Here is a 12,762-nt window from a genome sequence, read left to right on the forward strand (position 1 = left end):
ACTCCTTAAATCCTGGGGCTAATGCCGACCGGCGCGACGGATACGCACAGGCTCGCGGAATTTGTACATTTTGTGCAGGTTCTGAAGGCGCACGAACAAGGCGTCGGTGATGGTCTGTCCCGCCGCCAGCACCAGCTTGCCGTTTTCCAGCTCCAACTGGGCCTCGAGGTGATCGCCCGGCCGCAGCCCGCTGCTGGGAACGTCGAGCCTGGTGAAGGCGGCTTCGTCGACGATCATGGCCGACAGGCCGCGGGCGGCGGCGGTCAGCACGGCGGGATCGAAGCGCCCCGGCATCTTTTCCAGGGTGGCAAAGGCGGCGCGGGTCAGCTCGCCCGCACCGATCTCGTCGAGAGCCAGCAGGACGTGCAGAATGCGGGCATTGAACGGGATGTCCTGCCCCGCCCTGCCGTCTTGCGGCAAGCCTTTGCCGTTGAACCACTTGTCCTGATAGGCGATGGCATCGGCCACCTGGGCCATGCGCGGGATCTTGCGGACCAGGGCGGCTCCGGTCTCCGGCACGCGGGAAAGCATTTCCTCCTCCACCGGCGCCAGGCGCTGCCCCGCCCGGCTGCGGGCCAGGACTTCCGACGGCACGGAAATCTCGCCGATCCGCGCCAAGGTCGCGGCCAGCTCCAGTTCCCACGGCGCCTCCATGCCCATGGAGGCCGCAAGCTGCAGCGACCAGCCGCGCAGGCGCAGCGAACGCTGGAAACTTTCCGGCGCCACCATGGACAGCACGTCGTTCATCAGGGCGATGCTGCCCGACAGGGTCCCCTCCAGCAGGACCTTCTCGGCGGTAACCAGCCGGTACTGCCGGATGCCGGCCAGGATGCCCTCGGTCAAGGTGGCCATGGAGCAGGGCTTGTTGAAGAAGCGGAAGATCTGGCCGGTATTGATGGCCTCCACCGCCGTCCTCTGATCGGCATTGCCGGTCAGCATGATGCGGCTGGTGTCCGGAGACATCTCGTGAAAGCGCCGCAAGACCTCGACGCCGTCCATGCCCGGCATGCGCATGTCGCACACCACGACGGCGAAGGGCCCTTCATTCTGGGCCTTCCCCAGGGCCTCGATGCCGCCCTCGGCGGTGGTGACGTCGAGCTTTTGCCCCAGGAGCCGCTTGATGCCGGCCAGCAGGTTGGTGTCGTCGTCGACCACAAGGATCTTTTCGTTGACCTCGGACATCATGCGCCCTCCTGACGAATGGCGTCGGCCATGGCGGCCCAGGAACCGATCTTCTCGGCAGCGCCGACCCGCCCGAGAAAGGCCATGTCCAGGCCGCCCATCCAGGCGGTCATGGAATCCACGCCCGCCGGAACCGGCTTGATCAGATGCTGGGCGGCATGAACCGCCACCAGGGGTGATGATTCGGCGTTGGAATGGTATTCGCACCGGCTGGGCTCGTGGTGGTAGAGGACGGCCTCGACCACCGGATCGGTGAAGCCCCACAGCCCCAGCAGAACGCCCCCCAGATCGGCGTGGGACGCGCCAAGGGCATTCCTTTCCGCGGCGATGATGCCGCCGCCCGAACGATCCAGACCCCGGCGCACCTCGGCCATGGCGTCCGGCCAGTTGGAGAACAGCAGCAACGAGCCCACATGGGCCAGCATCCCGGCGCATTGGGTCTGGTCCAGGGCCGCCTGGCCGAGACCGTTGGTTTCGGCGATCCGGCGGGCCAGCACGCCGATCTGCAGGCTGCGCTGCTCCAACTGGCGCAAGACGTCGCAGTCGATACCGCCGCATCGGAAGGCCTCGAAGATGCCGGCCATCACCGTGAGCGCCCGGACCATCTCGAAGCCCAGCATCTTGACCGCCTGCAGCACGTCGGTGATGGCCAACGGGATATAGAAGAAGCCTGAATTGGTGAGCTTCAGCAGATTGACCGTCAGCCCCACATCGGAGGAGATGATCCGCGCCACCTCCGAGGCCGAGCCGTTGGGCGACTGCAATTCGGTGAACAAGGCGGTCAGCGCGTGGGGCAGAGCGGGAATGGACGTGGCCCCCGCCACCAGGGCCAGCAGGGCCGGGCTGTGCAGGGTGCGACGCACGGTCAGGGCGCGGCGGATGGCTTCGACCAGAACCTGGGGCTGACACGGCTTGACATAGTATTGATGGGCGGGGCCGATAGTGCGGAAAATGGCCTCGCGCTCGGAAAAGCCCGAAAGCACGATGCGCGCAGTCTGGGGCTGCAGCGTTCTCACCCGGTCCAGCAGCGCGGCCCCATCCATGCCGGGCATCCGCATGTCGGTGACGACCACGTCGACGGGCTGGCTCTCCAGAATGGCCAATGCCTCGGCGCCACCCAGGGCGAAGCGCATGTTCCACTCGTTGCGCTGGCCGTAGAGGCTGCGGCGCAGGCCGTCAAGAACGCCCTTTTCGTCGTCAACGAACAAGATGGTGGGCAGAACCGGATCCATCTCAGGCTCCTTGCGTCGCGGTCAGCGGGAGACGTATGCGGAAGCAGGCGCCCAAGCCGGGTTGCGATTCGGCCGAGATCTGGCCGCCATGGCGATGGATGATCGCCCGGCTGATGGCCAGCCCCTGCCCGGTGCCTTGCCCCGGTGCCTTGGTGGTGAAGAACATTTCGAAGATCTGCTTCAGATTGGCGGCCGGAATGCCGATGCCGGTATCGGCGACGCTCAGTTCGACCTCGTCGTCCAATCTGCGCGTCCGCACCGTTATGCGGCCCGGGGCGTCGCCGCCCGCTTGGGCGATGGCGTGCGCCGCATTGACGATGAGGTTGACCAGGACCTGATTGATCTCGCCTTCGACGGCGAAGACTTTGGGAAGATCGGGGTCCAGGTCGCATTCCATCTGGGCCACGTATTTCCACTGGTTGCGGGTGACGGTGGCGACCACGTCGATCATGTGGTTGAGATCCACCGGATGGGCGCTCTTCGAGCTCGGATACGAGAACTCCTTGATGGCCTGGACGATCTTGGCGATCTGGCCGGTGCCATCGAGCGCCTGGTCCGCCGCCGCCGGCAGTTCCGCCGCCAGGAAGTCCAGATCAAGGGCCGAACTCCTGTCGGCGATGGACTTCCAGTCGCCTCCCTGCGTTGCGCTGGCGCGGACGGCCTGGGCAAGCTCCAGCAGTTCGGCCTGGCTTTCCTTCATGAAGACGATGTTGTCGCCCACATACTGGGTCGGGGTATTGATCTCGTGGGCGATGCCGCCGGCCAGGGTTCCCAGGGCCTCGAACCGGTCCGACTCGGCGATCCGCTCGATCATGGCGGCCCGCTCCTCCTCGGCCGCCTTGCGCGCCGTGATATCCTGAAGCGTGATAATGCTTCGCCCCTCTTCGGCCAAATCGTCGGCCAGGACATGCAGGACCCTTTCCTCGCCACCGACCTCGACGCGGAACTCCAGGTCCACGGCTTGACCGGCCGCATGGATCAGGGCGTCGCGCACCTTTTCCCGGTCGTCGGGATGCGCGCCTTGGAGCAGGAAATCCACCGGACCGCTTGTCTGCTCCTTCGGCAGGCCAAGCATCTCCATCGCATCCGCCCCCGTCGCGAAAGTCCCCCGTTCCAGGTCCAGTTCCACGCTGACCAGCTTGGCGATGCGCTGGGCCTCGCCAAGGCGAAGCTTGGCACGGCCCATCTCGCGGGCAAGGGCGGTGGCCTTTTCGGCCTGGTCGATCCGGCTTTTCATGAGGGACAGGTAGACAGCCGTGAACAGCAAGGCGGTGACCAGCAGGGCATAGGACGCCGTGGTGCGGCTGGCCGCCACGAACGCCTCGCTGGGCGTAGCAATCAGAAGCCAGGAGCGCCCGGCCATGACGAAGGATTCCGAAGCGTGCAGCCCGGCGGTAAGCTCTTCCGGCGCGCGGGTATCCTGCTTGGGAAACAGGCGCCGCTCGCCCTCGGCGGCGCTCATGTCGAAAAGGTGGATGTCGACCATGGGCAGCGCCAAGGTCACGGCCGCGCTGCTCGACGAGGAGGAAATCAGGTCGCCCAGCCTGAACACCCCGGAGATATAGCCGGTCAGCGAGCGCCGGTTGGATTCGGCATCGGCGGGGCCTTCCCGGCCGAACACCGGGGCAAGGATCAGCACGCCGTATTGGCCGCCATGTTCCTGGACCAGGGTGATTCGTCCCGTCGCCTCGGGCACACCCTTGTCGCGGCCGCGTTCGAGAGCCAGCCGCCGGATGGGCTGCGAGGCCAGATCGAAGCCCAGGGCCGGCCGGTTGGACGCCACGGGCTCCATGTAGTAGATGGGAATGTACTCGGGCCGCCGGGCGGCGGGGCGCAAGGCCCCCTCGGCATCACGCTCGGTGAACACGAAACCGTCCAGGCCATCACGCCGCGCCGCCTCCTCGTAGCGGGCGCGCTGGTCATGGGGCACGCGCGGGTCCCAGGAATAGCCCTGAATGAAGTCATGATCCCTGAGGGTCTGCTCCACCAGCCGCCGGAAGTCCTCCCGGCTGGTGGCCCCGGGCGGAGCAACCGCGAAGTGGGCCGCCAGCAGGTTCACGCTGCCCCGCGCGATGGCGATGTTGGCGCGGATGGCGATGATCCGCTGGTCGGCCAGTTCCCCGAAACGGCTTTCGGAACTGCCGCGCTCCACCAGATAGACGATTCCGAAAAGCGCCAGCGACGACAGGACTCCCATGATCGACATGGGAAGCAATTGCCGAACGATCTTCGCTGACTTGAACATCGCCATGACCACGCTCCAAGGCAAGGTTAACCGCCTACCTTGGATATAGTCCATCTTATTTAGTGCCGGTAGTACCCCCATTTGGGAGGGTCACCGGCAGGCTCAGGACGAGCCGGACCACTTCGGCCTGCCGCGCCTTGCCGGTCTTGGCGAAAATCTGCTTCAGGTATCCCCGCGCCGTACCGATGGTGATTCCCCCTTCGAGGGCGGCGTCATCGAGGGGCAGGCCCCGCGCCAAAGCATGGGCCAGCTTGGCTTCGGCCGATGTGAGGCCGAGCAGGCGCATCACCTCGTCGGCGCTGGGAATGGGCTGATTGTCGGGATCTGAAATATAAAGCGCCGCCTTTGGCGCGGCGTCTCCCCCGTCCAGGGCGGTCACCGCCACCGACAGGGAAGAGCCGCTGCCACGGGGCAGGCTCATCACTCCGCCCTCTCCCGCCTCGACGGCCGAGGCGATCAGCGCATGCAGCCGGGAGGTTTCAGCGGGGGTCGAGGCGCGGCAGACCTTTTGCGCCCCGATGACGATGCCGTCCTCCTCGGCGCACAGGGCGCCGCCCAAGCGGTTCATGAACAGGATGCGGGCCTCGCAATCCACCACCAGAACGGCAACGGGAAGCTTGTCCAGGGCCGTGTCGGCGGGGCTGTCGGCCACGGGCGCGGGCAGTGCCGCGGCCAGGGCGGCCTGGATCCCCTCCACCAGCAGGAACGAGGGGCAGGGCTTGGTGAAAAAACGGAAGATTTCCGCCTGATTGATCGCGTCGATGGCGGTCCGCAGATCGGCGGTGCCGGTCAGAACGATGAAACGCGCGGCCCCTCCCGTCCGCCGCATGGCCATGACCATCTGGAGCCCGTTCATGCCCGGCATCTTCATGTCGGTCACCACCACCTGGGGGCCCCACGTCCGATAGGATTCCACCGCCGTCTCGGGCGACGACTGGAACTCCATCTCCCACCGCGCCGCCTGGGAATGCAGCGAGCGGCGCAGGGCCGCCAGAACCCGGACATCGTCGTCAACGAACAGGATACGGGCTTTGCGAGACATGAACCCAGCGTCCCCAGACGTTCTCGGTCAACAGGAACGATAACGCGCTTCCCCCCCGCCCGATAGGCGAAGGGCGGAGAAATCAGTACGATTTTCCGTTTTTCGAGGCGTCGTGCGAATTGCCCCGATGGCGCGGCGGCGGGCGGCTATCGGTTGAAGGCCGCCAGATAGAGGGCGAAGCAAAGGCCCAGCACCGCCAGCAACAGGCCGGTGAACAGGCCGCGCCAGCCCGGCCCGGCCCGGCGCAGGTCGAGAAAGTGGTCCAGGACCTGGCGGGCCTTGATGAAGCTGGCGGCGAGCGCCACCACCACCGAGACGAGGCTGGCCCGCTGGCCGGGCGGCCCCAGCACGGCGGCGGCCACCGAAATCACGGTGAGGACGGCCAGGATCACCCAGGCGCGGGTCAGGCGGCGCCCCCAGGCGCCCATTTCTTCCGGCGTCATATCTTCGGAACTCATCGCAGCAGGTACACCAGGGGAAAGAGGATCAGCCAGATCAGGTCGACCATGTGCCAGAAGGCGGCGCCGGTCTCCAGATTCTCCACGCTGTCATGACGGCCGACGATGGCCAGCACGATCAGCCCCATCACCACATGGGCGGCATGAAAACCGGTGGTGAGGAAGAACAGCGTCCAGAAGGTGTCGGTCTCGAGCCCCAGGCCGCGCGACGCCTTGTCGGCGAATTCCACCGCCTTGACCGCCAGGAAGCCCAGGCCCAGCGCCCCGGCCCCGACCAGATGCAGCCGCGCCCCCCGGCGATCGCCGCCCACGCGGGCCCGCACGGCGCGGGCGGCCAGCCAGCCGCTGGTGACCAGGATCAGGGTGTTGAGGCCGCCGAGCGGAATGGACAATTGTGACTGACCGGTCAGCACCATGTCGGGATGGAGCAGGCGCACCACGGCAAAGCCGACCAACAGGGCGCCGAACACCAGCAATTCGCTGATGATCAGCACCCACATGATGGGATTGCCGGGCAATTCCGACAGGGCGCCCCAGCCGCCCGAGTGTTCCGTTTCCTCGCTCATGCCGCCAATTGCCTGTAGATGCGCGGCAGGGCCGCCGACAGATGGGCCAGATTGCCGATGATGGCGTAATGGCCGCGTCCGAACAGATGGGGGAAATAGGCCTGGGCCTTGGAATCCACCGTGACGCCGAACACCGTCAGGCCCTTGGCCCGGGCCTCCAGCACCGCCTTGCGGGTGTCTTCCAGCCCATAGCGGCCCTCGTAATGGTCCACGTCGTTGGGCTTGCCGTCGGACAGCACCAAGAGCAGGCGCCGGCGCTCGGGCCGCTCCTCCAGCCGCTTGACGCCGTAGCGCAGCGCGGCGCCGATGCGGGTGTAATAGCCGGGCCGCACCGCCCCGATGCGGCGCATGACGGTGGGCGAGAAGTCCTCGTCGAAATCCTTCAGCGTATCGACCTTGACCCATTGGCGTTTGCGCGAGGTGAAGGCCGCCACCGCGAAGGGATCGCCGCAGGCCGCCAGACCGTGGCCGAACACCGCCAGGGCCTCCTTCTCCACGTCGAGGACGCGGCGGTTGTCCACCCAGGCGTCGGTGGAGAGCGAGGCATCCACCAGCACCATCACCGCCAGGTCGCGGTCCTGGGCGCTGTGCCGGGTCCACACCCGGTCCGAGCCGATGCCCCCGGCGGCGAGGTCGGAGCGCGAGCGCACCACCGCGTCGGTGTCCAGATCCTGGCCGTCGGCCTGGGCGCGCAGCAGCATGGGACGGGTGCGCAGGGCCTCGAACTGGCGCTTGACCATGCGGATGCGGCGCTTGGCGGCCTCGTCCGGGGTCCAGTCGTCGCCTTCCTCTGCCGCGCGGCCCACCAGCACCGAGCAATGGTCGGGGTGATAGGCATTGGCCCGCCAATCCCATTCGGGCAGCAGGAATTCGCCGGTCAGCCTTGTGGTGTCGGTGGCCGAGGGCGGCAGATCCAGGTCGAATTTCAGCTTGGTGGCGGCGCGGCGCGCATTCTTGGACAAGGTGATCACGTCCATGTCGTCGGCGGCCTTCTTCGCCTCCTCCTCGTCGGTGTCGTCGGCGCCGCGATTGACGTTGACCATGTCGGCCATGGCCAGGATCTTTTCGAAGCGGTTGAGGATCAGCGGGTCCTTGCGCTCGGCCTGATCGGTGTCGCGGCGCTCGGCGCGGCGGCGCACCGTATCCTCGCCCTCCTCCGATCCGCCGCCACCCGGTTCGGGCTCGGCATCCTCGGGCGCGGCGGCGCCCAGTCCGCCCGCCACGCTTTCCCCCCACAGCGGCACCGGCAGGAAAGGGCGATAGCCGGCGGGGGCCTTGGGCGGAAGCGTCGGCTCGGCCCCGGGATCGGCCAGCAGCGACAGCACGCCCTGCTCCATCGCCGCCTCGGCCCCCGACAGCCGGCGAAGGGGCCGGACGGCCAGCAGGCCGGCGGCCAGGGCTTTGTAGCGGCCGCGCAGACCGGGAAAGTGGGCGAGCACCGCCCTGGTGGTACGGGCGGCGGCGGCCAGACGGGCGAGGTCGGCGGCGAAGGCGTCGTCGGGCAGGCGTGCCGGCTCCAGCAGCGCGAACCATGCCGCCAGCCAGACGTAAAGGTCGCGGTTGAGGTCCTCGGACGCGAACAAGGCGATGCGGGGCGGCAGCGACAAGGTGGACTGATCGCGGCTGGCAAGGGTCAGGCGCTCGCTCTCCATGCCTAAGCGCTGCTTCAGGCTGAGGCGGTGGCCGGACTGGCGCGACTGGGCCGCCGCGATGGCCAGGGCCTTGTCGCCGCCCAGGCCCCGGAACAGCACCGCCAGACGGGGCCGCATGGAGTCCAGCGTCACCGCCGCCTCGGGGAAGGTGGGCCAGCTGGCCTTCTCGCCGACCCAGCGGTGCCAGACCTCGCCGACCCGTTCCTCCAGTTCCAGCAGGGACAGCCAGCTCATGCGAACACCGCCTTCACCACCTCCTCAAGCCCGGCCTTGACCTCCGGATCGTCGGACAGCGGTTCGACCATGGTGACGTGGACGGCGTCGCGCACCGCCAGGCCCGCCTGCATCAGGGTGGCGCAATAGACCAGCAGGCGGGTGGAGACGCCCTCCTCCAGATCGTGGCCCTTCAACGCGCGGAACCGGCGGGCCAGCTGCACCAGCGGCTCGACCTTGGCCTCGTCCAGGCCGGATTCCTCGGCCACCACCTTGCGTTCCAGCTCGGGCGCGGGGAAGTCGAACTCGATGGCGACGAAGCGCTGGCGCGTCGAGGGCTTCAACTGCTTCAAGACGTTCTGGTAGCCGGGATTGTAGGAGGCCACCAGCATGAATTCGCCCGGCGCCGCCAGCAATTCGCCGGTGCGCTCGAGGGGCAGCAGGCGGCGGTCGTCGGTCAGCGGATGCAGCACCACGGTGACGTCCTTTCGGGCCTCGACCACCTCGTCCAGGTAGCAGATGCCGCCGTCGCGCACGGAGCTGGTCAGGGGGCCGTCGCTCCACACCGTGTCGCCGCCCTTCAACAGGTAGCGGCCGGTGAGGTCGGCGGCGGTCAGATCGTCATGACAGGAAACGGTATAAAGCGGCCGGCCCAGTCTGGCGGCCATGTGGGCGACGAAGCGGGTCTTGCCGCAGCCCGTCGGGCCCTTGAGCAGCAGCGGCAGGCGCTTGCGCCAGGCCAACTCGAACAGGGCGCATTCGTTGCCCTGGGGAAGGTAGAAGGGAAGGTCCTGGGACATTCAAATCTCCGGAAAGACGGGGCGGCGGGGTTGGCCGCCGCCCCTTGCTCGCTTACTCGGCCGGCTGGGCGATGGCCGCCCCGGCCCGCTTGCCGCCGGGAACCACCAGCGACCAGACGATCAGGACGACGCCCACCAGGGTGGCGATGCCCGCCCCCAGACGCATCCAGTAGAACAGGCCGAGCGCGTCCTGCACTTCCATGAAGTTCATGCCCATGACGCGCTGCAGATGGGTCTGCACCACGCCGGCGAAGGTGAGCGCGAAGGTCATGAAGGTGACGCCCGACGATGTGACCCAGAAGCCCCACATGTTGAGAACCTGATTATAGGGCTCACGCTTCAGCAGGTTGGGCATGGCGTAGGTGAACATGGCGATGTTGAGCATCACATAGGCGCCGTAGAAGGCCAGATGCCCGTGGGCCGCCGTCACCTGGGTGCCGTGGGTCACGTAGTTGATGGGAGCCAGCGTATGCAGGAAGCCCCACACCCCGGCGCCGAAGAAGGCGAACACCGAGCAGCCCAGCGACCACAGCAGCGCCGCCTTGTTGGGATGGGTACGGCCGCCCTTCCACACCATCATGAAGGTGAAGACCACCATGGCGAAGAACGGCGCCACCTCCAGGGTGGAGAACACGCTGCCGATCCACTGCCAGTAGGCGGGCATGCCGATCCAGTAGTAGTGGTGGCCGGTCCCCAAGATGCCCGAGAACAGCGCCAGGCCGATGATGACGTAGAGCCACTTCTCGACCACCTCGCGATCCACGCCGGTCATCTTGATCATCAGGAAGGCCAGCACCGAGGCCATGACCAGTTCCCACACGCCTTCCACCCACAGATGGACGACCCACCACCAGAACACCTTGTCGAGGATCAGGTTCGACGGGTTGTAGAGCGAGAACAGGAAGAACACCGCGATGCCCCACAGCCCCAGCAGCAGGACGTTGGTGATCACCGTCTTGCGCCCCTTCATCACCGTCAGGGTGACGTTGTAGAGGAACATCAGGGCGACCACGACGATGGCCAGCTTGATCCACAGCGGCTGTTCCAGGAACTCGCGGCCCTCGTGGATGCGGAACAGATAGCCGACCACGGCGGCGGCGGCGCCGAACAGGAACAGCCAGAACTGGATGATGGCCAGCTTGGGGCTGTGCAGCTCGGTCTCGGATTCTTCCGGGATCAGGTAGTAGGCGCAGCCGAAGAAGCCCATCAGCAGCCAGACGATCAGCGCGTTGGTGTGGATCATGCGGGCGATGTTGAACGGCAGCAGTTCGGACAGCGTGTTGGGCACCACCACGATGGTGCCCAGCACCACGCCGAACAGAACCTGGGCGACGAACAGGCCCAGCGCTCCGGCGAAGTAGTAGAGCGCAACCTTTTGCGATTCGTATTTCATTGTATTCGCTCCCCCTTTTAGCCGGAAACCTTGGGCGGCCAGTTCTGGGTGTTGACCTCGCTGGTCCACTTGAAGAAGTCGACCAGATCGTCGAGCTCCTTCTCGGTCAGGTCGAATTTGGGCATCTGGCGGCGCCCCTCGATGCCGGTGGGCATGCTCTTGATCCAGTTCTTGATGGCGTCACGGCCGGCCTGGGCGTCCTCGCGGCCGCCGAAGCGGACCCAGACGTTGCCCAGCTCGGGGGCGTAATAAGCCCCCTCGCCCATGATGGTGTGGCAGTCGATGCAGGCGTGCTTTTCCCAGACATGCTTGCCCGCCGCCACCGAAGGGGTGACGGGATGGGCTTCGCTCATGGCGTTGACGGTGGTGACGCTGTGCGCCACCAGTCCGATGAACACCACGAAGAAGAATGCCGTCCCGCCATAGAAAATGTTGCGGGCGGCGGATTTGGTCAGGATCTCTGACATTGCGCTCCTCCGGTACGGGGATTCAGGAATGTCCTCGGAAGGACATGTAGGCGGCCCGCTGCTTGTGCTGGGCCGTGCTTCCGTCCTGGGTCGCCACCCCGAGTTCCCCCTCGAGCAGGCGGCGCAGGGCCGAAATATCGTTGAGAATGATGGTGTTGCGGTTGCGCCGCTCGACGCCCGCCTCGGTCAGCCGGGTCAGCGAGCGGGCGAAATGGGCCGGCGTCATGCCCAGCTGGCCGGCGATGGCCTTCTTGGGGATGTCCAGCACGAAGGCGCCCTCGGCCCCCGCCTCGTCGGCCTTTTCCAGCAGAAAGGCGGCCAGGCGCTGCACGCCGGTCAGGCAGCGCTGGGCCATCAGCGCCTCGGCCATGGACTGGCCGGCGGCGGCGATCAGCCCCAGGAAGGCGTTGGCCAGGGCGCCGTCCCGTTCCAGCGCCGACATCATGGCGGCGCGGGGAATGCGCACCACCACCGGCCCGGCCAGGGCCTCGGCGGTGAACATGTGCCGCCCGGTGAACAGGTCGGCCGCACCCAGGATGGCCGGCGCCCCGATGCCGTCGACGATGACGCCGTCCGGCCCCAGCAGGACGACGGTGCCGCGCAGCACCACATACAGGGCGTCGGCCGGTTGCTGCGCCTGGAACAGCACGGTGGTCTCGGTCAGGTGCAGGACGTCGGCCTCGGCCGCCAGGTCGGCCAGCAGGTCGGGCGGCATCCGGGAAAAGGGCGGGACCTGGGCCAGCTTGTCCTTGGCCAGACGTTCGGGGCGGCGGCGGGGCCAGTCACCGAACACAGGGGGCGGCGCGCCCTTTCCGGCGCACGTCATGGCGTCTTCCAGTCGCATGGAATGGCTCCTCGGATGGGATTCTCCGGCCGGGCGGCCCGCGGCGTCGCAAGACGACGGGGCGGCCGCGTTACCGGTTAAATCCGTTGGCAGTCGCGAAAGAGTGGCGGCAGCAAATGCCGCCGGGTCTTAGGCGATGGCCGGAGGAGCGCGGGAGGGGCCGTCGCCGGCCAACCGGCGCGACGGCGGAAGGATCAGGGAATCGGGCCAGGGGACGGCCTGTCCGGCCAGCTTTCGCGGTTCGCCGTCCTGGGCCGGGAAACCGGCGGTCAGGTCAATTGCGGCCGGCAGGCAGAACTGGCACAGGCAATCCTGCAACGCGGACTTGCCGTGGCCGCCTTGCTCCTGCGAGCAGATCGACTGGAGCAGGTCGGCCAGCAGCCGGTCGCCGCCCTCCGCCCCGGCCAGCTGAACGGTGCCGGCCATGGCACCGGCACCGCCCGCCCGCGCAATGCCATTGGTCACCGACTGCGTCGCCATGCCGGCGATCAGCAGCAGAACCAGACAGAGCGACTTCAGCGAGGGGCGGAGCATGCCGTTTTCCGTGCCGATGATCGCCTCACCCCGAGACGATCTCATGATGGGACCATAGACGACATCAGAAGACGGTTCTTTGAGTTTGGTCAAGCTGGAACTGTCGCCAAAATTGACGCAAACTCAACTTCGTT

12 protein-coding genes are annotated in these 12,762 nt (G+C 67.0%); all 12 read right to left on the bottom strand.

All coding sequences use genetic code 11. The annotated features are described in order from the left end of the window. Nucleotides 1–18: 18 nt before the first annotated feature. Nucleotides 19–1,185, bottom strand: a complete 1,167-nt coding sequence (locus tag XM1_RS18490) for an HD domain-containing phosphohydrolase (RefSeq protein ID WP_082700601.1) — start codon at nucleotides 1,183–1,185, stop codon at nucleotides 19–21. Then, nucleotides 1,182–2,414, bottom strand: coding sequence for an HDOD domain-containing protein (locus XM1_RS18495; RefSeq protein ID WP_068436083.1), 1,233 nt, complete (start codon nucleotides 2,412–2,414; stop codon nucleotides 1,182–1,184). Before XM1_RS18495 ends, XM1_RS18490 begins: the two co-directional genes overlap by 4 nt. Nucleotide 2,415: 1 nt before the next feature. Then, entirely contained in the window at nucleotides 2,416–4,665 is a 2,250-nt protein-coding gene (locus tag XM1_RS18500; protein WP_068436085.1) for a CHASE domain-containing protein, read from the bottom strand. 49 nt (nucleotides 4,666–4,714) lie between these two features. Next, on the bottom strand, nucleotides 4,715–5,701 hold the full coding sequence (locus XM1_RS18505; RefSeq protein WP_068436087.1) for a response regulator: 987 nt from the start codon (nucleotides 5,699–5,701) through the stop codon (nucleotides 4,715–4,717). Nucleotides 5,702–5,847: 146 nt separating this feature from the next. After that, nucleotides 5,848–6,159, bottom strand: coding sequence for a cytochrome C oxidase subunit IV family protein (locus tag XM1_RS18510; protein ID WP_082700603.1), 312 nt, complete (start codon nucleotides 6,157–6,159; stop codon nucleotides 5,848–5,850). Continuing rightward, the gene (locus XM1_RS18515; RefSeq protein WP_068436091.1) at nucleotides 6,156–6,725 is read right to left on the bottom strand and encodes a cytochrome c oxidase subunit 3 family protein; all 570 of its coding nucleotides are present in this window, start codon (nucleotides 6,723–6,725) and stop codon (nucleotides 6,156–6,158) included. Before XM1_RS18515 ends, XM1_RS18510 begins: the two co-directional genes overlap by 4 nt. Continuing rightward, complete coding sequence (locus tag XM1_RS18520) at nucleotides 6,722–8,611, bottom strand: nitric oxide reductase activation protein NorD (protein WP_068436092.1); 1,890 nt, start codon at nucleotides 8,609–8,611, stop codon at nucleotides 6,722–6,724. Before XM1_RS18520 ends, XM1_RS18515 begins: the two co-directional genes overlap by 4 nt. Next, nucleotides 8,608–9,390 (bottom strand): CbbQ/NirQ/NorQ/GpvN family protein, encoded by a 783-nt coding sequence (locus XM1_RS18525; protein WP_068436094.1) that lies wholly within the window; start codon nucleotides 9,388–9,390, stop codon nucleotides 8,608–8,610. Before XM1_RS18525 ends, XM1_RS18520 begins: the two co-directional genes overlap by 4 nt. Nucleotides 9,391–9,442: 52 nt before the next feature. Then, nucleotides 9,443–10,783, bottom strand: a complete 1,341-nt coding sequence (locus XM1_RS18530) for a cbb3-type cytochrome c oxidase subunit I (RefSeq protein ID WP_068436095.1) — start codon at nucleotides 10,781–10,783, stop codon at nucleotides 9,443–9,445. A 17-nt stretch (nucleotides 10,784–10,800) separates the two neighbouring features. Continuing rightward, nucleotides 10,801–11,250, bottom strand: coding sequence for a c-type cytochrome (locus XM1_RS18535; protein ID WP_068436097.1), 450 nt, complete (start codon nucleotides 11,248–11,250; stop codon nucleotides 10,801–10,803). Nucleotides 11,251–11,272: 22 nt separating this feature from the next. Further along, nucleotides 11,273–12,094: a Crp/Fnr family transcriptional regulator gene (locus tag XM1_RS18540; RefSeq protein WP_082700604.1), complete on the bottom strand. Its 822-nt coding sequence runs from the start codon at nucleotides 12,092–12,094 to the stop codon at nucleotides 11,273–11,275. A 129-nt stretch (nucleotides 12,095–12,223) separates the two neighbouring features. Then, the gene (locus XM1_RS18545; RefSeq protein WP_156428786.1) at nucleotides 12,224–12,673 is read right to left on the bottom strand and encodes a hypothetical protein; all 450 of its coding nucleotides are present in this window, start codon (nucleotides 12,671–12,673) and stop codon (nucleotides 12,224–12,226) included. Nucleotides 12,674–12,762: the final 89 nt, after the last annotated feature.

The sequence above is a fragment of the Magnetospirillum sp. XM-1 genome, from assembly GCF_001511835.1.
Lineage (GTDB): Bacteria > Pseudomonadota > Alphaproteobacteria > Rhodospirillales > Magnetospirillaceae > Phaeospirillum.